Genomic DNA, 20,250 nt, shown 5'->3' with positions numbered 1-20,250 from the left:
GTATGACTACGGCAGAAATGATTAAAGAACTGTGTGAGCAAATGAATATAAGTGTTTCCGAACTTGCTAGACGTATTGGCCAGACTCCACAGAATTTCAATAAAAAATTACAACGAGAAACAGTAACCTTGGATGAGTTGAAGGCCATTGCTGATGTGCTAGGTGTCAAGTTTGTGCAGGCATTTATTTTACCAGATGGAGAAGAAATAAAAATATCTAACGAATAAAGGAGGATGTTTATATGGTAGGTAATGTTATTCAAATAGTAACAGAGAAATTATCATCTTTGCCTTTTATAGAAGGCATCGTATTAGGGGGCTCACGTGCAAGAGGCACCCATACAGAAAATTCTGATATAGATATCGGAATCTATTACAATTCAGACTCATTTGACCTGACAGCGATTAATCAAATTGCTACAGAATTGGATGATAAAAATAGAAACAACCTTGTTGTGCCTCCCGGAGCGTGGGGTGATTGGATTAATGGCGGCGGATGGTTATTTATAAATGGGTATCATGTTGACTTGATTTTACGTGATATAAAACGGGTAGAACAAATAATCAAAGATACGGAGCAAGGAATTGTTACTGCCAATTATCAGACCGGGCATCCCCATGGTTATATAAGTGCAATGTATCGTGGAGAATTAGCGATTAGTAAAATACTATATGCTAAGAACGAAAGCTTATGCGAATTAAAAAAGCAGGCAGAAATTTACCCTACTGCTCTAAAGAAAAGCTTGATGAACTTTTTTATATTTGAAGCTGAATTCTCTTTAATGTTTGTAAAAGCAAATGCGGGGGTAGAGGATAAATATTATATTGCAGGCCATGTTTTTCGTATTATTTCATGCTTAAATCAAGTACTATTTGCATGTAATAATGCTTATTGCATTAACGAAAAGAAAGCTATAAAACTGCTTGAAACTTTTGAATATAAACCTGAAAAATATGCCGAAAGAGTTAATCATATTTTTGAAGTACTCGGTCTTTCTCTTTTTGAATGCTACGATATGACCGAGAAACTTTATAAAGAAGTGAATGAAATTGTATCGGAGATAAATAACTTTTTAAACGAGGAGAGTTCAGATGAAAGAAAACAAATATGATGATAATATATTTTTTCAAAAATACAGTCAAATGAGTCGCTCGCAGAAAGGACTGGCTGGTGCGGGAGAATGGGAGACTTTGAAAAAGATGCTACCTGATTTTAAGGGTAAGCGTGTGCTTGATTTAGGATGCGGCTATGGATGGCACTGTATATATGCGATGGAAAACGGTGCTTCCTCTGTAGTAGGTGTTGATATTTCTCATAAAATGCTCGAAGTAGCAAAAGGAAAAACCCATTTTCCACAGATTGAATATGAATGCTGTGCCATAGAAGATGTGGATTTCCCAGAGGAGAGCTTTGATGTAATACTAAGTTCGCTTGCGTTTCATTATGTAGCAGACTATGAGAATTTAATAAAAAAGATATATAGGATGCTGAAGGCTGGTGGCAATTTAGTTTTTACAGTTGAACATCCTGTTTTTACTGCTCATGGAACACAAGACTGGTATTATAACGAAAAAGGAGAAATACTGCATTTCCCGGTGGACAATTATTATTATGAGGGCAAACGGACAGCTATGTTTTTGGAAGAAAAGGTTACAAAATATCATAGAACACTGACCACATATCTAAATACACTGCTTTCAAATAGTTTTATAATAAATCAGATTGTGGAGCCACAGCCGCCAGAGAACATGATGGATATTCCGGGGATGGCGGATGAAATGCGACGCCCAATGATGCTGATTGTATCGGCAAAAAAGAAGATGTAATAATATAGAAAAAATAAACGAGGAGTATGTAAATGAGATCAGAAAAAGAAATGATGGATTTAGTACTTTCTTTAGCAGAACAGGATGAACGTATTCGAATTGTGACCCTTGAGGGGTCACGCGCAAATATTAATATACCTAAAGATGAATTTCAGGATTATGATATTACATATTTTGTAAGTGATATAGAACCGTTTATATCTAATGATGACTGGCTTAATCAATTTGGGAATATAATAATGATGCAAAAGCCGGAGGATATGGAATTATTCCCACCTGAAGAAAAGGGATTTTCCTATCTTATGCTATTTGATGATTACAATAAAATTGATCTTACCTTATTGCCCTTGGAAGAGTTAGATAATTACCTAAAGGGCGATAAATTAATAAAGGTTCTAATTGATAAAGATTGTAGAATTAAAAGGGACATAGTTCCGACTGATATAGATTATCATGTAAGAAAGCCAAGCGCAAGGGAGTATGATGATTGCTGCAATGAATTTTGGAATGTAACACCTTATGTTATTAAAGGATTGTGCCGCAAAGAGATACTGTTTGCAATCGATCATCTGAACCAGATTCTACGGTTTGAACTACTTAGGATGATGTCGTGGAAGGTTGGGATAAAGACAGAATTTTCATTAAGTGTTGGGAAAAATTATAAGTATATTAACAAATACATTGATGAAGATCTATGGAATAGATTATTATCTACATATCGCATGGATTCCTATGAAAATATTTGGAAGTCATTATTTATATGCCACCAATTGTTCAGGGAAGTGTCCAAAGAGGTAGCAGAACTACTGGGGTTTGATTATCCAGAGTATGGTAAGAACATAACAAGATATACCGAGGACATGTATAAAAAATATGTTGAAAATGACTATTTTTAAAGATTAGCAAAGATTATTAACCATAAGCAAGGGGTGTAAATGTATGGAAAGTACTGATGTTATAAATGAAATTAGAGGTATATTACCTCGTAACTCAATTGGAAAATATGATTTACTAACTATTTTTACACATAAAACCGTTTTTGATAAAATTGTAAAAGTACTATCATTGGATTTTCAAAATAAAGTAGATTATGTGGCTGCCCCAGAAGCAATTGGATGGATACTAGGCACTGCCATAGCCAAAGAACTTGGAGTGGGGTTTATTGGAGTAAGAAAAGGTGATAAGCTGCCATACGCAAAAGAAGAGATTATTTCGACACATTTTACCGACTATTCAGGTCAAGATAAAAGCTTTGAAATATCTAAGAGTTCTATTGTGAGGAACAAAAGAGTTTTGATTGTAGATGATTGGATAGAGACAGGTTCTCAAATGAAGGCTTTAATAGCTTTGTTAGAGAAATTGGATTGCAGCATTATTGGGTTGGCTACTATTGGGATTGATATAAATGAGGTTACTCAAAAATGGATAGACAGCAGTTTTGTAGCTTATATTGGCTCAAACATATAATAAACCGAAAGAAAATCTTGAATCAAAATTTTGGATGGCGTTAATTTACAATACAACGAAAGATGTTTACCCTGAATAATTCATACTTTTTAATTGAAACCGTCTGAAACTGCCTAACGGCAGTCTGATAATTACTTTTTTAGTTTCACCCCTTAAGTGATGAAAAAAGAACCCCATTCTGCTATGGTAAAGGTGACGAAACCAACCATAAGAAAGGAGTTCTTCTCATGACTAGCTTACACAAAAATCAAGTTAAATTCAATTCAAATATCACTATTTCACATACCGGTGGTCGTCTATCAAGTGATTCGGGGTTAGTCCTGGTTAAAGAATTAATGAATACCTTCGGCTTTTCGCACTTAGCTAAACAATGGCTCCATATTACAGATCATCGGGCTTATTTTACCCATGATAACTTAGCGATATTGGAACAGCTTATTATGCAATTAATTGCTGGTTACTCGGCAGACTCATCAGCTAATCTATTAAGACGGGATCCTGTCTTTCAAGCTGTACTCGGTAAAAAACAGTTGGCATCACAATCCTCAATCTCACGGTTTCTGGATCGTTTCACCGAGGAGAACATCGATCAACTCCAAGCATTAAATCAGTCATTGATTGATAAAGCACGTTTAATTCGCAATGACACCGAGTTAATCATTGATGTCGATTCCACACATTCGGATACCTTTGGACGCCAAGAACAAACAGATTATAATGCCCATTATCAAACCTACGGCTATCACCCATTAGTTGCCTTTGATGGACTGACCGGAGATTTCTTAAAAGCTGAACTGCGTTCAGGCAATCAGTACACATCTAAAGGGGTAAAAGCCTTTATCAACCCGCTTTTACACCACTACAAGAGCACGTTACCTCATACCGAGATATTGGTTCGGGGTGACAGCGGCTTCGCCACACCAGAGGTGTATGAGTCTTGTGAAGCAACTGAAAGCCAGTACGTTATCCGATTAAAGAGCAATCGGAGGTTAAGTCAGTTAGCTGAACATTCTGTTCTTTACGGGGACAATCAAGAATGGGAAGAGCGAGAAGTGCAGTATTTTTCACTACCTTATCAAGCACAATCCTGGTCGAAACCTCGTCGTGTCTGTATACGCTCCGTCCGTGAAGGAGGAGAATTGCTATTTCATCATGCGTTTATTGTGACTAATCTATCCGACAATGTCTCGCCTGAAGTCATATTTTCTCTTTACGGCAAGCGAGGAACAATGGAAAATTTCATCAAAGAAGCGAAAGGTGGCTTTTACTTCGATAAAACAGATAGCCCGCGTTTCTTAGAAAATCATGTCAGAATGATGATCAGTGTCCTTGCATACAACCTCGTTAATTTTTTAAAAAGCATTGGTTTTGATAAAGTGAACCAGGGCATGACGATTCATTCCATCCGGCTGATATTGCTTAAAGTAGCCGGTAAACTTGTTCAGACTGGGAGACAGGTCTATCTCAAACTGTCAAGTTATCATGTGTATCAAACTGAATTTTATAAGGTTTTTGAACGCCTGCGGCGATCCAAACAATGGATTTAGACTAGTTATCACACAAATTTTTTAACCGATTCTTTTTCAAGGGATTCGTCTGCCCTTAAATAGACAAATAATTTTTATTATGATCTTCTTCCGTAGGCATCCTGTTCGAAAACACATTATTTTGGAAGAAAGTATCTGCCTAATTTAAAAATTGGCAATTTGTTCAAAAAAACAGGTTAAATTTAGAGCTATGAATTATTCAGGGTATCATTTCTTGAAACATTTCCAAAATTACCAAATGTAAACAATGGGACCTCACCATTAACTAATTGCTCAACTTCAAGCATAATGTACTTTTTTTCATGACTACTGATTACTGGTATTTCTTTTAAGAAGCTTGTTAAAACATTTCTTGTTTTTAGCTCATCCATCAATAAATCTGGCACAGTAATTCGATCAATAAGTGCTGAATATACAGATGTATTTCTTAAGACCAATCTACATAGTAAGGCATTTTTATACCTTAAGACTACTGTTTTTATAATCTTATAACAACTTCTCAATCTTGAATAACCAAATATGAATCCAGATTCAATATCACCTAAAAATTTATTTGCAGAAATATGAGATTCATGGAGTAAAGGTAAGAATTCTTTGATATCATTAAATTGGTGTTCTGTCAATTCCAATCGTAATTCCGAACTAAACGGGTTAATTTCTTCAAAAACTTTTTTTACAACTATATTTACTTGACCTATACTACTACAGTCAAATATTCCATCAAAATTTCGTCTATATTTCATTGGGAGTAAGCCAGTTGAAAAGATGCTTTGTGAAATTCTTCCCTCTATTTGTGACACAGGATTTATTAAAGTTTCAAAATCAATCACATAGGGATGTTCTTTACAAGCAATAATATTTTCATTGTGCATATCATTTCCATTCAACACATACGTAAATGCCAAAAGCACTCCCATATTTCTATAAAATGAATGGATTTGACTTTTATCATGGCAGGACAAATTGTCAATCTTCTCTTGGATCATAAAATTGCTACCAATGAATGTATCAGGAAATTTGAAATACTTAGAATCGAATACTCTACAATTTAATTCATTCAAAATTGGATACAAAGTGTATCCTGAAGTCTTATAAAAAAATGATTTATTTTGAAGTTGAAAGCTGATATTCCTATTACTACCGTGATTGTCTCCCACCATTGATAATATTTTTACACTTATATTTTCTTGCCTTAGATCAAAATTTTCTATAATTTCATTATAATTCTTGGTTAAATTTTTCAAAAAACATTCAATGCTAATTTCATAATTTTCTTTCAAAAGATTCAATCTTCTTTTTAAAACTGGATATTTATCAAGAAAGTACAAACCGTTATTAAGAATATTTTTACAAAATTCATTGTATTCACTATATTTTGAATTGGTTCCTTTCCCTATCCTAAATAAATTTATTTCTTGGACCAATACAGGAAGTAGTATTTTTCTAAACTCTTCCTTAAAACTATTAATAATGCTATCAGAAAAGGAGCACACTTCACTAAATTTTGAAGTGGAGAAAGAAAATTCCTCTATTACCTTTGAAATTACTATATCAAAACTTTTTTCCTCTGTAATATTAATTGTCATAGATATTACCTCTAGTAAAATAAAAGGAAATGCCCTATCAATTATGGCGATAGGACATACATAGTTACAAACTAATTTTTATTTTAACAATTTTTGCACCCAGAGATGAATCCAATATTTACACAAACATTTGATAAAAAGCCTGGACAGTCTTTAGTTAGAGTCTTAACAAACCCACTTCCAGCACCACCAATTAATAATGTAATTTCTTGATCAGTTGCAGTTTGAACATAGATTTCTGGTTTAATATTATTCATTATAAATTCCTCCTTGAATAATTAATTATTTGTAACTATGCTTCCCTATAAGATTATTATAAATCGATTAGTGATGTAAAACATGAGTAAAAAAGGCAAAACTCTATGGTACAAATCCTAAAAATAACGAAACGAGAAAATAAACCTGCAAACTAAATAATTGGTTCTCTTTATTCCTCTTATTAAATTTTGCTTTTTGCTTCTCAAGTTCATCTATTCTGAACTGTACTATAGCTTGAAATATCAGTTCACATTGGCTTTCTTCTATGTGTATTGAAAAAAGCAAAATAATATCTTAAACCAATCACTAGGAATACCAATTTACATATTTCTGATAATCCTAAGATTTAGGTTGCTCTATTTTTAAGATTTTTATAGTAATTATAAACAAGAGAAAGTTATTAAAGATAATATAAAAACCAGTAAAACTCCAAATACCATTAGTTGCTAAATCTTCTGTATAAAGGTAGCTCTCAGTAAAGAAGAGGTAAATTCCATAGATTTCAATAAAGATTATTCCACTGATGAGTCCGATAAGGAATAAAGTACTTGAAACTTTCACAATCTGATAAAAGACAAGTAACAACAGTCCTATTGCTGCGATAATCAAAAGGCTTTGTAGAATTTGTTCCAACATCTTACACCTCTTTCTAGGATAACTGCTTACGGTAATAGCTAGCCTGTTCCTTGTCTAAATCATCAAGTTGGGCAACCAAGTCAAAGTATTCCGCCTTCGTCACCTCATCTAAGCTTGGAAAATCATTCTCACGACTCGTGATGATGAGTTCCAGCTGTCCAGTGATTTCACGCTTTGAGAAGCTATAATCAAGCGTTTCATCTTCATACTGTTCCTTTAAAGCTTGGTAGTTGGCTCTATCCTCTGGGCTTGTAAAGCCTTGTGCCAACCATTCTTCTAGTTGATAACGCATTTCTTCTAGTGTTTGGGCCATGATCTATTCTCCTTTTGTGATTTCTTGCTTTCATTTTACCGCGTTCAAAAATATTTGTCAGCCTTTTTTCTTATATCTCGAGTGCTATTTGTTGCTTCATTTGGGGTGTTGTATCTTCACTAAACTTGGCCAAAGCCGCATCTATTTCCTCAATTTCTGCTTCTTTTTCAACCAAGGGAGCCAAAACATCATACTTAGCCTTTACAAGCTGATAATCTTCTTCCTTGGGAAAGACTTTTTCAACTTCTACTTTGGCTACTTGAAGCTTATCTTTTAAATCCTTTACCAGCCCTTCTGTCTTTTCTTGGTCATCTATTATATGGTCAATGGCATTACTAATCCGTTGAATGGTTCCCACGTCTGATTTCAAATCAAGAGCGACTGTGTATTGGTTATCACCTACAATCGTTAAAGAGACGGTCTCTGGTAAGGGCTCACTAGGACCTCGTGTAGTCATTTTTAAGTCAAATCCTCTAAAGCTTGCAAGTGTTCTGACTTCCTTGGTCTCTGAGCGGTTATAGGTAATGAGTTTTCGCAGATAGTCCCCTGCTTCTGCACGATTATCCATTTTCTGATTATCAAATCTCATGACAAAATCTTGCGACTTTGTTGCCAAAGATTGGGCAATATCTTTATCATATTGACTCAACCGTTTTTCTATAATAGGGAGGTGCTTCTCGCAATAGGAAATTGTGTGGCGGTATTCATCTTTTGAGCGATTAAAAGCTCGTTTTTGATTTTCTAACACCGTCAGTTCATTTTCCAATTCCATTTTCAGTTTGAGATAGGGGTTACCTGTCGCTAGAGCTTTGAAGTCAGAAGCGGTCATGGTTTGTTCATCAATGTCTTCTGCCGACCGCACAGGGTCTTTTGAGGTCATAATCTGAGTGATATATTTGAGCTTATTCTCCTGTGTCTGCCAGAGGTAATTATCAAAACTCCCTTTGGTAATGTAGTGATAAATATCCACCTCTTGGTGCATATTCCCTTGTCGAATCAGTCGTCCATTTCGCTGTACAATATCAGAAGGCCTCCAGGGAACATCTAAGTGGTGGACAGCTTTCATGCGTGATTGCACGTTTAGACCCGTTCCACCTTTTTCCGTAGATGCCATGAGAATCCGCACTTCCCCACTATTGACCTTTCGTGATAGGGAATTTTTCTTCTCATCGGTATTGGCATCATGCACAAAAGCAATCTGTTCTTTGGGAATCCCTCGATCAACCAGCAAAGCTTTCAGTTCATTATAAACATCAAAACCTTCTTCCTTACTTTTAGGTGTTCCAATATCAGAGAAAATCATCTGAGTAGCCTTTTCTCCTGCTCCTTCAAGGTAGATTCGCTCGACATTATCAACCACTTGAAGGATTTTCTGATTATCTGATAAGGTATAAACAGGGTCAATCAACCGCATATCAATAGCTAGTTTTCTAGCTTCCCCGGTTATCTTTAACATATTATCTCTACTTGGGTCAACACTACCTGACTTGATAGCGTCTGAACGCTCTATCAGTTCTTCTAAATAGTATTTCTGAGCTTGCGTTAACTCGCTTTCCACCGCAATAATCTTAGCTTCAGGAACAGGTAAATCAAGCATGTCTGATGTCTGAATATCGGCAGTTTCCTTGTAGATTCGCATGAGTTCAGGCAAATTGACAAATTTCTTGAACCGTTTCTTAGGTTGGTATTTATCACCTGTCGGGGCTAGTTCCATAGAGTTTTCGATATTCCCAAAAGCCCCAACCCATGAGTCAAAATTGGATACCTGATATCGTTCCAAAACATCGGGCTGAATGTAATTCATCATGGTGAAAAGTTCACTGATGGAGTTAGAAACTGGTGTTCCTGTCGCAAAAACGACATTTCTATCGCCATGCTCTGCCTGAACCTGTCTCACCTTCATCTCCATGTCTACGTTCTTTTTTGAAGTGGTATTGGTGATTCCCGCGACATTCCCAAGTCCAGTGATTGGACGGATATTCTTGAAATGATGAGCCTCATCCACAAAAAGAAAATCAATTCCAAGGTTTTCAAATTCAATAAAGGTATCTCGCTCTAGTTTTTGGAGTTCTTCCAACTGGTGCTCTAGTCCCTTGATTGAACGCTCTGCTTCTTTGACCGTATAATCAGAATCACTTCCTAGTTTGATTTCTCTGAGTTGCTCCAGCTTGTCATTGATATAGGTAACCTGCTTCTCTCGACTCATCGGTATTTTTTCAAACTGGGAATCTCCAATGACAATGGCATCATAGTCGCCTGTGATAATACGTGATACGAACTGCTTACGTTTGGCTTTGACAAAGTCCTTCTTGGTGGTCACATAAACTTTCTTAGTTGGGAAAAATTTCATGATTTCTTGACCAAACTGAGCAGTTAAACTAGACGGCACCACATAAAGTGGTTTATGTACCATTCCTAGTTCTTTCAACTTGAAACCAGCTCCAAGCATGGTCAAGGTTTTTCCAGACCCTACCTCATGGGCGAGTAGAGCTCGTTTTTCTTCCACAATCCGTTGAATGGCATTCTTTTGGTGGGGACGTAAGGAGATATTCTGGGCAAGTCCATCAATGGTTAAATGGCTACCATCATAGGTCTTTGATACTGTACGATTATAGAGACTGTTATAGGTGTCTTCAATCATCTGTTGGACTTCTGGATATTTTGCTACAAAATCTTGAAAGAGTTCTTGTAGGTGTGTTTCCTTGGCACGCAGGACTGTTGTTTTCTCCACATCCGTCACATTCTTTTTCTTATCCCCTTCGACAATTTGTTTTGTGATGGTTGGTTGATTGGAATTCAGGAGATTTTCAAATATTTTACGACCACTATTATAACGAGAACCTGGTACACCTAAACTCCTATCCGTTGCGTTGGAATAGGTATAGGCAAACTTAGATTGGTAAGTGATAACTCCGTCAATGGGACTGACTTCAAGGACTGTTGTTACTTCTTGGTCTGACAGTTCATAGGCTTTCCCCATAAAGGTTTCTTGGGCAAATTTTCCGTAAACAGACAAAGGAATCCAGCGTGAACCGATTCGATAATCAATGTCTGCTAAAGTAATGCGTGCTGGTTTGACTGTTTCTAGAAGTCCTGCATAATGCGGCCAGTTAAAGTCCTGATTGTCTTGTTTCACGAATAGGTCCACCACTTCTAACTTAGTGACGACATCACCTGACAGAAAGTCTTGGCGAGAAACATAGGACAGTTCCCCATTCAAATACTTCTCAGGATCAGGCATAATGAGGTCACCTAACTCCTCAATCAAGGTCATCTTCGATTCAACCTGATAGATAGACATCATATAAGCGAAATCAACACCACGTCCGTCAGCCAAACTGGAATTTAAGGCATCAAGGGCAGTATGTACCTTTTTAACCTCTTTTTCAGGACGCACTAGAGCCTTTTCAAAGGCAAGGGATTTAGTATAGATAACAGACTTTCCACTTGGATCTAGACTTTCATCTTCCAAACTAGCCAGAAGCGAATACTTATCATCACTATCAAAAAGATTGCGGTTCACTGTACTGTTTAAATACCCGTAGCGTTTGACAAAGCTATCATAGGTACGATTGAGTTTGCCTAACAAGTGGTTAAAGGTCTCCTTATCATAGTCATAATAGCGTTGAATGGCAATAACTTCTTGGTAGGCATTGCGAATATCGACCATTCCCTTAATCCGTGCCACTTCTTTCTCAGACAAGGGAGTTTCATAGAAAACTGTCTTTTTATAATAACCCTTAAACTGACCACGTTTGGCTGCATCATCGGTCACATAAACATCTAGAGCAGTGCTATCAGTCACCTCTAAGCTAATAAATCTATCAATCTGTTTTTGAGAATGCTTGGTGTCCCATGCTTTGAAGTTGCCCTCTTCATCGACATAATAACTGATTTCTTCCGTCTTGGTCCCCACTCGAATGCCTTTGTTATCTCGATAGTAAACTGTAGAACCCTGGTAACCAAAACTGTACTGACCCAGATTCTCCCTCATTTCAGCTGGAATGGAAGTATCCATGACTTGTTTGGTCAATATGTCTGGATTAATGATGATTTCATTTCTATCAATCTCTCTTGGGGCTTTTACTTGATGTAGAGCAGTTTCAACACTTGCGATGAGGTTGTCACTAGTCCCCTTAACAGAAAGTGTTCCGCCGTTAAAATTTCTGACCTCGTAGGTTCCTAGCACTTGGCTATTGTATTCTCCATCAAAGTAAGGATTGAGCCAAATGCGACTATCCTTTTCATAACGAATGGAACCTGAAAAGGCTAAGTCATCTGTCACATATCCCTTGTTCAAGTGTTTCTGGAAGAACAACATATCCGTTGTAACATTCGTTCCTGCAATGGCCTTAAAGGTAGAGTCAGGCAATCGAACCCCTCCAAGAAATTCAGTTGTCTCACGAATATCTTGTAAGATGTTTTCTGTTCGCTTATCCATGGTTCCTGTGGAAGAGATAATCGCTACTTGTCCACCATCATGGACCAAATCAAGTGACTTTTTGACAAAGTAGTCATGAATCATATAAGGCTTATCGTACCTGTTATCCGCAATTCGTATATTGGCAAACGGCACATTTGAAATCACCAAATCAAAACTATTGTCGTTAAAAGCCACCGTCTCAAAGCCCTTAATTTCAATATGGCTATTCGGGTGAAGGTGCTTGGCAATGGCTCCTGTAATGGTATCTAGCTCTACGCCATATAGCTCACTCTTTTCTCTTAAGTGTTTGGGCATAGCCGCAAAGAAATTCCCTGTTCCCATGGAAGGATCTAGGATTTTGCCACCTGTAAAGCCGTCTCTTTCCAACTTATCCCACATCTGATGAATCAGGGCAGGGTCTGTGTAATAGGCTGTCAGGGAGGACTGTTTCATATCCGAATACTCTTTATCAGTGACTAGGCTTTTCAGTTCTTCTCGTTCCATAGAAAATTTTGGATTATAGTCATCAAAGAAATCATTGGCAAGTCCACCCCAGCCCACATACTTGGCAAGGAGTTCTTGTTCACTTAATGAAGCATTGCGGTGCTCTACTTCTAGATTTTTTACCAAACGAATGGCCGCAATGTTTGTCTCAACCTTATCTCTAGCAGTCTTTGGATAAAAGTCCGTCATATCTTCTGGAAAATAAAAGTCCGTTACTGGAATCTCTGGAATTGTTTCGACGACTTCCTCTTCAGGAATTTGATTATCTGATTCTTCAAGTTCAGTATCGTTATGACCTTTTTCTGAACCATCTGGTTCCAATAGTCCAATACTCTGAACTGGATCCTCTTCCAGAAATGAGAATAGGTTTAATTCTTGGTCCGCTTCTTCTAACTCTGTTTGTTTTTCTGCCTTTAGCTGATGAAGTGCCTGCCTGACTTCTTCCCAGGTCCTCATATAAAGAACTGGATTTTGTTCAATGATATCCGAAAAATCATTGACTAACTCAATCCGAATCAAACCGTTCAATCGAGCATCGCTGACCGACACGACCTCAAAGTCCTGTCCCTTATAGGAAACCAATGACCCCAGAGGATAAGTGTCCAATACTCTCTGGACTAGTGGATTTTCCGCGAATTCTTCATCAACTACTACTTTCGACTCAGCTTTCTCTAGCTTGCTTTTCCAATCTCTGAGGGTTAAATCTGGCTGATTGCGTTTATCTTTTTCAAATTGCTCCGCATCTTCTCTGCTGAGTTCTTGGTGTAAAAAGGCGTAGGCAACTTGTCGCAGCTCTTCAATGGAAAGCTGGCTACCAAAGAAAAATTCAACCTTTTCATGACTCAATCCCATTTGGAGTAGTTCTGTCGCAAGGGCTAGTTGAGTTACCGAGGCTTTGGGATAGCCACCTAGTAAAGCAAGGTCCGCATTTTTCAAACGAAAACGACCTGCCGCATCCAATAAAATACCGACTTGGTCTGATTCAAACTGAGATAGCTCAATCCCTAGCTGAGTCAATTTTTCTTGATTTTCTATCCAAATGGCTTGTCCAATTTTTTCTAATTCCTTTTCTTCGACTGTGGTCAGCGTTCGTTTCAGCTCATAGGGAGTGCCATCAGCTTCTAGATAGGTAAGTAACTCCTCGCCCTCAAAGACTGGTGTCATTTCCGTCTCAGTATCAAAATCACCTCGTCTAAAACTTGGGACTTTGGAACGTTCATTTCGAATTTGGTCAAAATATGTTAGAATCTCAAATTTACGTCGTAAAGATAACGCTTCATAAGCTGGCAGATGACTTGTTTTTCCTGTTTGAACATCTAGTTGAGACAAATCTACATCCAAACTAGCAATGATGAGAGAGCCATCTTCTCTAAATGATATTGCTTGATGAACACTAGCTTTGTGCTCATCACCAGTTTCTTCATTTTCTAGAACTGTTTCATCTACTTTTATTTCAAGCTCAGGCTCGTAAGTTAAGAGAAACTGTTCAATATCTCGACTAATCCGATCCGCTAAATTATTTGCCACACGATAAACATTGACCAAATTAGCTCCCCTACTCTTTTGTAATAGAGAATCTGGTGAAATAGTTTGGTAGTGTCCATTTGAGTCTAATAGTTGAAAACGAGTGGCCAGATTGAACAAGGCCACTTCAATCACCAAGTCTTTTTCAGACGGCGATAGTTTGTCGAGTTTTTGGAGACCAGTTTGGCCGAAAACTTGTGTATAGGTCAATAGATCATGAGCAGTATCATAAGGACTAGCCTGGACAAAAGCTGAAACATCTGTCTCAAAGTGAAGTACCTGAACAGATCTTTTGATTCCCTGCCTATTGGTCATAAACTGATAAACGAGACTATCCCACTCCTCATCAAAATGCTCTGCTTGGTAATATAAAAACGCTTCAAGCAAGGCTCTATCACGAGGAATGGTTGCTCTCATCATTTGTAGTAAGACTTCTTGATTCATTATTCCCTCCCATTTTAAAAAGGCTGAGAGTGTTTCTCAGCCCTTTGTGTTAATCTAGGACCAAGGCTCGTTGGTCTCTTTCTTGTGGAATACCATCCATTACAGTTGCCACATAGTGTTGTAAGAAATGACTTTTCTGGTCTAGTAAATCTTTTTGCAAGGCAAGGCGAACCAAATCTCCAAAATAATCCTGACTAGAAATAGCCAAGTCCTGTTGAATCATGGCCTGTAAGGTTTCAAGGCTAAGTAGTGAATAATCGTCACTATCCAAAACCTCATACTGTTCCAAGGTGTCTGAAAGACTATTTGAGGACATTAAATCCATAATAAAATTAGAGCCTTCACCTGTTCGGTACAACTTTTCCAGAATGTCAGTCATATCTACCTGTACTTCATCCTGATAACTATCAACTTTAACTCGTAGCTCATCACTAATCAAGGATAGGTCATCCTCATCCATATAATCTTGATAAACCTGATTGAGGATTGTTCTATCAGAAATACTTAATTCCAAAGAGAGAAAGGCCTTGATAAACTCTTGGTAATCGACCTTCTCCATTTCAGACAAAGCCTCTTTCATGGTGTCAAAGTTCCAAGCCATCACACAACTCCTTTTGTGGGACTAGTGGTGAATTTCCAGATTGTAGCTCCTCTAAATCAGCTTGACCATCACCATCTGTGTCAACAGACTGCGGATTGGTTCCCAAAGCTAGTTCCTGAGCATCTGTCAAACCATCTTGGTCTGAATCCTTTTCATAAATAGTTTTTGGATTCATCTACTTCTCCTCCTTTTTCTTCAGTCCATAAGCCGTACCAAGTAGAATACCAGCTCCAATCAAGCCCAAAAGGGATTCCTGTTCCCCTGTATTTGGCAAAATGCTTGCTGGAACAGGCGGTTCAATAGTCTCAATTGGTGGTTGAGGTGGTGTGGGTTGATTTGGACTTGGTTCTTCAGGTTGAGGTGTATGTGTTACAACTGTATTTGAACTGATGACATAGCCATTCACTGTATGAAGATAGGTATTCTCCACCTGACCAGCCGCAATCCGTTTCATATGCAGGTAAACATCTGCCTGAAAGGCTGAATCATCAGAGACAGTCTCTAAGAAGGATTTATCAAATGAAATTGACACGAGGCCATTTTCTGTATCCACCTGTTGCAAGGTATATTTCGTGACTTCCGTTCCTTCTTTTAAGACAGAACCGTCTTTTAGGGTGACATCCGTCATCAGATAGCTGCGATAAACACCATTGTACTCATCATGCTTTTCATCATAGTTATCTTCAAAACCATATTCAAATAAATCTGTCGTACGATTGCTTGGAATCAAAGCTCCAACCAAACGATAGTTAAAGGTTTGATGCAAGGCCACTTCTTTCCCATCAAGGCTGTCATCTTTATGAGACAAGTCAATCACCACATCTTTTTGTGGGTCTAGTTTGGGAACATTATTAACCACTGTTTCCGTGACATAGGCCAAGCCAAAATCAATCTGATAGGCTGTATTTTCATACTGACCACCTGTTTTGGTCAACTCATTTTTTACCGTCATCGGAAGCGTGACAACTAAGGTTTGACCAGTCTTCACATAGGTCTCATAAAAGGTTTTGGGATCATCGCTACTAAGGACCTGAATGGCTCCTTTAGGTGTAAACTGACGTTTAGCCATGGCATCTTGGACGACTTTCGGAGCTTCTGACAAACTAGCGTAGGTGCTGACAGAGATACCAGATACACGATTGCCATCCTTATCCAAAACTTGAATGCCATCAGGATTTAGGGTAAGGGCTTCTTCTGGGTAATCGTCTACCATGTAAAATCCCTTGGCAAGAACATCATCCGTCACGACCATGTCCTTGTATTGACTGTAATCCAAGACAATTTTGTAATAATTGACCGTATTCGGAAGGACAGTCTTTCCATCAATTGAAATGCCTTCTTGATTGGTATTAGACTTGTGTGGAGTTACTTTAGGGACAAAATTGGTCACCGTATTAGTTTCATATGCTTGTCCAAAATCCACCTGATAGGCCACGTTTTCATAAGACTTCCCTGAATTAATCATGGTTTCCAAAACAGTCATCGGAGTGACGATGGTAATATTCTCCCCCTTAGTCACATACGATTCATAAAAGGCTTGTGGGTCTTCTGGCATGAAAACTTGGAAAGCTCCTTTAGGCTGAATTTTTTGTTTAGAAAGGGCTGCTTGTAAGGAGTTAGGAGCTTCTGATAATTGAGCATAAGACTTCACCGTGATTCCTGAAACTGTTTTGCCATCAGATGTGATAACCTGAATAGCTGTTTCATCTGGCAATAAAGCTTCTTCTGGATAATCATCCACAAAGTAAAATCCTTGTGCAATCTGAGAGTTGTCAGCTTTAATCCCTCGGTATTGGTCCAAATCCCATGAGAGAGTATAGTAATTTTGAGTTCCCACTAGCATGGGCTTCCCATTGATGTCCACCTTGTCTTTGTTTAGGTTTTGTTTCTTAGGTTCTGGAGTAACAAGGGTGTTGGACACTTCCTTGGTTTCATAGCCATTGCCGAAATCCACTTGGTAAGCCTTGTTTGTATAGGTCTTTGTCTGACCATAGAGACTATCTTTAACCGTCATTTTGGTCAGTAAAGCTAAAGATGTACCTGTTTTGACATATTGGTCATAAAAGGCTTGGTTGTCATCTGGCATAAAGACTTGAAAAGCACCTGTCGGTGTAATCTTAGCACGAGCTAATTTATCTTGAAGGTCTTTAGGGGCTTCATTTAACGAAGCATAGGTTTTAACCGTTATTCCTGATACCTTCTGACCATCAAGGGTTGTAACAGCCGTGCCATTTTCCACCACATCAAGCACTTCCTCTGGGTAATCGTCCACAAAGAAGAAGCCTCGTGCAATTGTCTCTTTAGCAGAACGATCTCCCTTATACTGGTCCAAATCCCAAGTCAATCGGTAGTGGTTGTTTGTACCAAGAGCTACGACCGTATCGTTAATGAGAACACCATTCGTATTTTCATTGTTCTTATCAGGTGTAATAAGTGTAGTTGTCTCCCCATCACCTGGTGTACGTACCGTCACAATATTTGAAGTGACTGTATAATCATTGGTTGTGCCCTTGTTCAAAAGGAGTTTATAACTATTGGAATAGGTCGCCCCATCATTTTGAACAGAACCATAGAGTTTTGGGGCGGTCAATTGATAAACCTTGGTTAAATCTTTATTTACCTCCTGCAACAAGTTTTCCTTTGCAGTTAAGGTCACAAAATTCTTAGTCTCATCAAAGCCAAGGACATAGTTTCCATTCTCTTTTTGTGTTGTTTCCTTATCAAAGAGGTAACCAGCAGGCAAGTAGTCCTCAAAAATGAGACTAGTCGTTTGGGCACGATTGGGCGATAAGGCATCAACTGTTAAGGGATAAATCACCGTTGAATCTTTTGCGACAGTTTTCTCATGAAGATTAGCTTGGTCACTATTGACTACTTCTTTCATAATCTCTGGAGTTGTCGTCAAACGATAAGCGTGATAATGAACTGTCGGTACTTGTGGTGGAGTCGGAAGTTCTTTTGGAATAGGTTTGACAGGTAAGGTTACTTTGGTCAAGGACAGACTAGGCTGCACCACTTCTTCCAAAGGCTTTGGCGTAAAGGTTACAGGCTTTTCTGGTGTAAATGTTATAGGAGTAAAGACATCTGGTGTTACCGTAATAGGTTCTGGAACGGGTTCAAGATCCACCGTTACATGAGGTTTGGGACTATAAGGTGTCACTGTACGTGCAACTGGTAGGGTATTTAAGGCGAACCAGTATGACAAGCCAACATTCTGTGGCATATCGCCTTGCCCAAAGGTGACTGTGTAGGTATTTCCTGATGTAACTGTTGAGACAATAGCTCCTTTATAAGCATAACGACTTGATGTGGTATCCCATTCCTCAGGTAAATTCAAATCACTTGCACGGTTGGAACCCAAAGAACGCGCTAGACCTTCATTAGTCACTTGAACGGTAGAACCATTAATCGGAACAAATTTCCCAGATGAATCTTTAACATATTCTAAACCAATGTCATTATGATTGAGGGAAGAATGTGTGAAGACTCCTGGCTTTTCTTTGGAGAAGGTGACTTGTGAACCGTCTTCCAAGTAATACTTGGCAACTACACGAAACTCCATCCTGTCTGTTCGCCAGTCACCGTTTCCGTCATTTCGATAGGCAATAAAGCCCTCGGTTGGATCATTTGGCACAACCAATTTCACGGCATTGGTTCCAGCTGGTGATACTAGGTTGGTAATATCGTAAGTCACACGGCTAATCTTTTTCCTATCAAATCGTGCATTTTGAAGATTTTGATAATTAAAACTAAGAGTCTCACCTGTTTTGAAGCTGTCATAGACAAAGAATCCTGTTGAATCCAAAATTCTTGAGTAGCCACCCAGCAAAGCATCGCCAGTTGAAATAATCTGATCAGGATTTCGGGTATTGGCTCCATGTTGTGCTTGTGGCTCACCGTTATTGAGATTGAGGGCTTGAGCAAGGGCTTCAGAAATATAACCTTCTTCACCTTTTGAAATCTCGGCCAAATCACGTTGATAGCATTCCAATTCTTTGGCATTATAGGCATCAATCGCTTCATTCTCTTTTCTGACTGCGGCTTCTTTTTCTTTATTACGTTTGGTAATAGCTTCAATCTCGGCTGCACGATCTGAAACTAATTGTTGTTTCTCCTGATTAGCTTGATCTACTGCGGCTTGACCTGCACGGTTTTCAGCATCAACAGCTGCTTGACCCGCCTTATTACGCCTTTCAATGGCTTCATTATCTGCCTTTGCCTTAGCAAGTCCAGCTTCATTTTCTTTTTGAATGACCTGATTTTTCGCAACAATTTCATCTGCCTTGGTTTTCTTTGTTAGATAATCCGCTACAGCTTGTTCGTTAGTTGATTGAATGGTTTCAACAGCCTTGCCATAGTTTGTATAGTCTAGTACAGCTGTCCCATTTCCTGATGAAACTACTTGTTCATTTACTGTCACATCAGCATCTGCATACCGAGTTTTTAGGTCATTGACTTTAGTATCAACCCAAGCATTTGTCTCTTTACCAGTTTGGTTGACCCCTTCGTAGGCCTGTGACAGCTCCTTATTTTCTTGTTCAATGCGGGCTTTATTCGATTCGTATGTCGCTTTGTCAACTTTGTAGGTTTCAGTAACTTCATTGATAGCCTCAACTTGGTTTTGGGCATCTACTTCTGCTTTTGAAATTTGTTGGCTGGTTTCTGTCGCAGAAGTTGTATTTCCCAAATCCATTGGGCTATCTTCATCTGTAGAAACACCTTCAGCCTTGGCCTCTTCAACTGCTTGTGTTACCGTATCATGTGGTACGGTGACAGCAATCGCTCCATTAGATTGTCCAGTTAACGCCAAACTTTCAGTTTGTTCAGATACAGGGTTTGGCTGTTCTTCTGGTAAATTCGTGGCTGGATTCTCCGTTCGTTGAATGGTGGTGTCAACTGATGATGAGACTTCATCAGCATGTACAACTGTTCCACCCCAAGCAACAACAGCAGTCACCATGGTTCCAAGGGCAACCGAGCAAAGGGTTCGGTATTTTTTACTCTTACGAAAGACGTGTTTCTCGCCTTTTTCCTGATTGACAAGAAAGTGATGATTACATGTTTTGGTCATAAAGTGTCCTTCTTTTCTTTTTTCTGTAGCAACAAACTGTCGCTCTTTCC

General features: G+C 38.4%; 14 protein-coding genes. 6 read left to right on the top strand and 8 right to left on the bottom strand.

The window, feature by feature from the left end; all coding sequences use genetic code 11:
- Positions 1–2 precede the first annotated feature (2 nt).
- The 6 genes from ODU55_RS01840 to ODU55_RS01815 all read left to right on the top strand — a co-directional run bounded on the left by ODU55_RS01840 (position 3) and on the right by ODU55_RS01815 (position 4,840).
- Positions 3–227: a helix-turn-helix transcriptional regulator gene (locus ODU55_RS01840; protein ID WP_000205227.1), complete on the top strand. Its 225-nt coding sequence runs from the start codon at positions 3–5 to the stop codon at positions 225–227.
- Between the two features lie 14 nt (positions 228–241).
- Entirely contained in the window at positions 242–1,111 is an 870-nt protein-coding gene (locus ODU55_RS01835; protein ID WP_000233000.1) for a nucleotidyltransferase domain-containing protein, read from the top strand.
- Positions 1,092–1,826, top strand: coding sequence for a bifunctional 2-polyprenyl-6-hydroxyphenol methylase/3-demethylubiquinol 3-O-methyltransferase UbiG (locus tag ODU55_RS01830; protein ID WP_000662263.1), 735 nt, complete (start codon positions 1,092–1,094; stop codon positions 1,824–1,826). Before ODU55_RS01835 ends, ODU55_RS01830 begins: the two co-directional genes overlap by 20 nt.
- A gap of 32 nt (positions 1,827–1,858) precedes the next feature.
- Positions 1,859–2,722: an aminoglycoside nucleotidyltransferase ANT(6)-Ia gene (locus tag ODU55_RS01825; protein WP_002294505.1), complete on the top strand. Its 864-nt coding sequence runs from the start codon at positions 1,859–1,861 to the stop codon at positions 2,720–2,722.
- A 43-nt stretch (positions 2,723–2,765) separates the two neighbouring features.
- Positions 2,766–3,293, top strand: a complete 528-nt coding sequence (locus ODU55_RS01820; RefSeq protein ID WP_002294507.1) for a phosphoribosyltransferase family protein — start codon at positions 2,766–2,768, stop codon at positions 3,291–3,293.
- Between the two features lie 227 nt (positions 3,294–3,520).
- Positions 3,521–4,840: an IS1380-like element ISSsu5 family transposase gene (locus ODU55_RS01815; RefSeq protein WP_002338419.1), complete on the top strand. Its 1,320-nt coding sequence runs from the start codon at positions 3,521–3,523 to the stop codon at positions 4,838–4,840.
- Positions 4,841–5,028: 188 nt separating this feature from the next.
- Here ODU55_RS01815 and ODU55_RS01810 read toward each other — a convergent pair whose 3' ends face one another.
- The 8 genes from ODU55_RS01810 to ODU55_RS01775 all read right to left on the bottom strand — a co-directional run bounded on the left by ODU55_RS01810 (position 5,029) and on the right by ODU55_RS01775 (position 20,200).
- Complete coding sequence (locus ODU55_RS01810; RefSeq protein ID WP_011922451.1) at positions 5,029–6,426, bottom strand: DUF4135 domain-containing protein; 1,398 nt, start codon at positions 6,424–6,426, stop codon at positions 5,029–5,031.
- Between the two features lie 83 nt (positions 6,427–6,509).
- Complete coding sequence (locus ODU55_RS01805; protein WP_012775117.1) at positions 6,510–6,683, bottom strand: type A2 lanthipeptide; 174 nt, start codon at positions 6,681–6,683, stop codon at positions 6,510–6,512.
- A gap of 340 nt (positions 6,684–7,023) precedes the next feature.
- Positions 7,024–7,320 (bottom strand): DUF5966 family protein, encoded by a 297-nt coding sequence (locus ODU55_RS01800; protein ID WP_012775118.1) that lies wholly within the window; start codon positions 7,318–7,320, stop codon positions 7,024–7,026.
- Positions 7,321–7,333: 13 nt separating this feature from the next.
- A complete protein-coding gene (locus ODU55_RS01795; RefSeq protein WP_011922452.1) occupies positions 7,334–7,633 on the bottom strand; it encodes a DUF5962 family protein in 300 nt (99 codons plus the stop codon).
- 70 nt (positions 7,634–7,703) lie between these two features.
- The gene (locus ODU55_RS01790; protein WP_398581679.1) at positions 7,704–14,528 is read right to left on the bottom strand and encodes an SNF2-related protein; all 6,825 of its coding nucleotides are present in this window, start codon (positions 14,526–14,528) and stop codon (positions 7,704–7,706) included.
- 49 nt (positions 14,529–14,577) lie between these two features.
- Positions 14,578–15,129, bottom strand: coding sequence for a hypothetical protein (locus tag ODU55_RS01785; RefSeq protein ID WP_012775120.1), 552 nt, complete (start codon positions 15,127–15,129; stop codon positions 14,578–14,580).
- Complete coding sequence (locus tag ODU55_RS01780) at positions 15,113–15,304, bottom strand: calcium-binding protein (RefSeq protein ID WP_011922455.1); 192 nt, start codon at positions 15,302–15,304, stop codon at positions 15,113–15,115. Before ODU55_RS01780 ends, ODU55_RS01785 begins: the two co-directional genes overlap by 17 nt.
- Positions 15,305–20,200, bottom strand: coding sequence for an SspB-related isopeptide-forming adhesin (locus tag ODU55_RS01775; RefSeq protein ID WP_398581678.1), 4,896 nt, complete (start codon positions 20,198–20,200; stop codon positions 15,305–15,307).
- Positions 20,201–20,250 lie beyond the last annotated feature (50 nt).

It is taken from the genome of Streptococcus sp. 2022WUSS037 (assembly GCF_044427225.1).
Lineage (GTDB): Bacteria > Bacillota > Bacilli > Lactobacillales > Streptococcaceae > Streptococcus.
The sequence above is the reverse complement of the archived record's forward strand: the minus strand, read 5'-3'. Positions and strand labels throughout refer to the sequence as shown.

Excerpts from the sequence above, each read along its gene's own strand:
- ODU55_RS01785 (WP_012775120.1), bottom strand. The coding sequence starts at position 15,129 with ATGGCTTGGAACTTTGACACCATGAAAGAGGCTTTGTCTGAAATGGAG.
- ODU55_RS01805 (WP_012775117.1), bottom strand. The coding sequence starts at position 6,683 with ATGAATAATATTAAACCAGAAATCTATGTTCAAACTGCAACTGATCAA.
- ODU55_RS01820 (WP_002294507.1), top strand. The coding sequence starts at position 2,766 with ATGGAAAGTACTGATGTTATAAATGAAATTAGAGGTATATTACCTCGT.
- ODU55_RS01830 (WP_000662263.1), top strand. The coding sequence starts at position 1,092 with ATGAAAGAAAACAAATATGATGATAATATATTTTTTCAAAAATACAGT.
- ODU55_RS01815 (WP_002338419.1), top strand. The coding sequence starts at position 3,521 with ATGACTAGCTTACACAAAAATCAAGTTAAATTCAATTCAAATATCACT.
- ODU55_RS01840 (WP_000205227.1), top strand. The coding sequence starts at position 3 with ATGACTACGGCAGAAATGATTAAAGAACTGTGTGAGCAAATGAATATA.
- ODU55_RS01795 (WP_011922452.1), bottom strand. The coding sequence starts at position 7,633 with ATGGCCCAAACACTAGAAGAAATGCGTTATCAACTAGAAGAATGGTTG.
- ODU55_RS01780 (WP_011922455.1), bottom strand. The coding sequence starts at position 15,304 with ATGAATCCAAAAACTATTTATGAAAAGGATTCAGACCAAGATGGTTTG.
- ODU55_RS01790 (WP_398581679.1), bottom strand. The coding sequence starts at position 14,528 with ATGAATCAAGAAGTCTTACTACAAATGATGAGAGCAACCATTCCTCGT.
- ODU55_RS01775 (WP_398581678.1), bottom strand. The coding sequence starts at position 20,200 with ATGACCAAAACATGTAATCATCACTTTCTTGTCAATCAGGAAAAAGGC.
- ODU55_RS01835 (WP_000233000.1), top strand. The coding sequence starts at position 242 with ATGGTAGGTAATGTTATTCAAATAGTAACAGAGAAATTATCATCTTTG.
- ODU55_RS01810 (WP_011922451.1), bottom strand. The coding sequence starts at position 6,426 with ATGACAATTAATATTACAGAGGAAAAAAGTTTTGATATAGTAATTTCA.
- ODU55_RS01800 (WP_012775118.1), bottom strand. The coding sequence starts at position 7,320 with ATGTTGGAACAAATTCTACAAAGCCTTTTGATTATCGCAGCAATAGGA.
- ODU55_RS01825 (WP_002294505.1), top strand. The coding sequence starts at position 1,859 with ATGAGATCAGAAAAAGAAATGATGGATTTAGTACTTTCTTTAGCAGAA.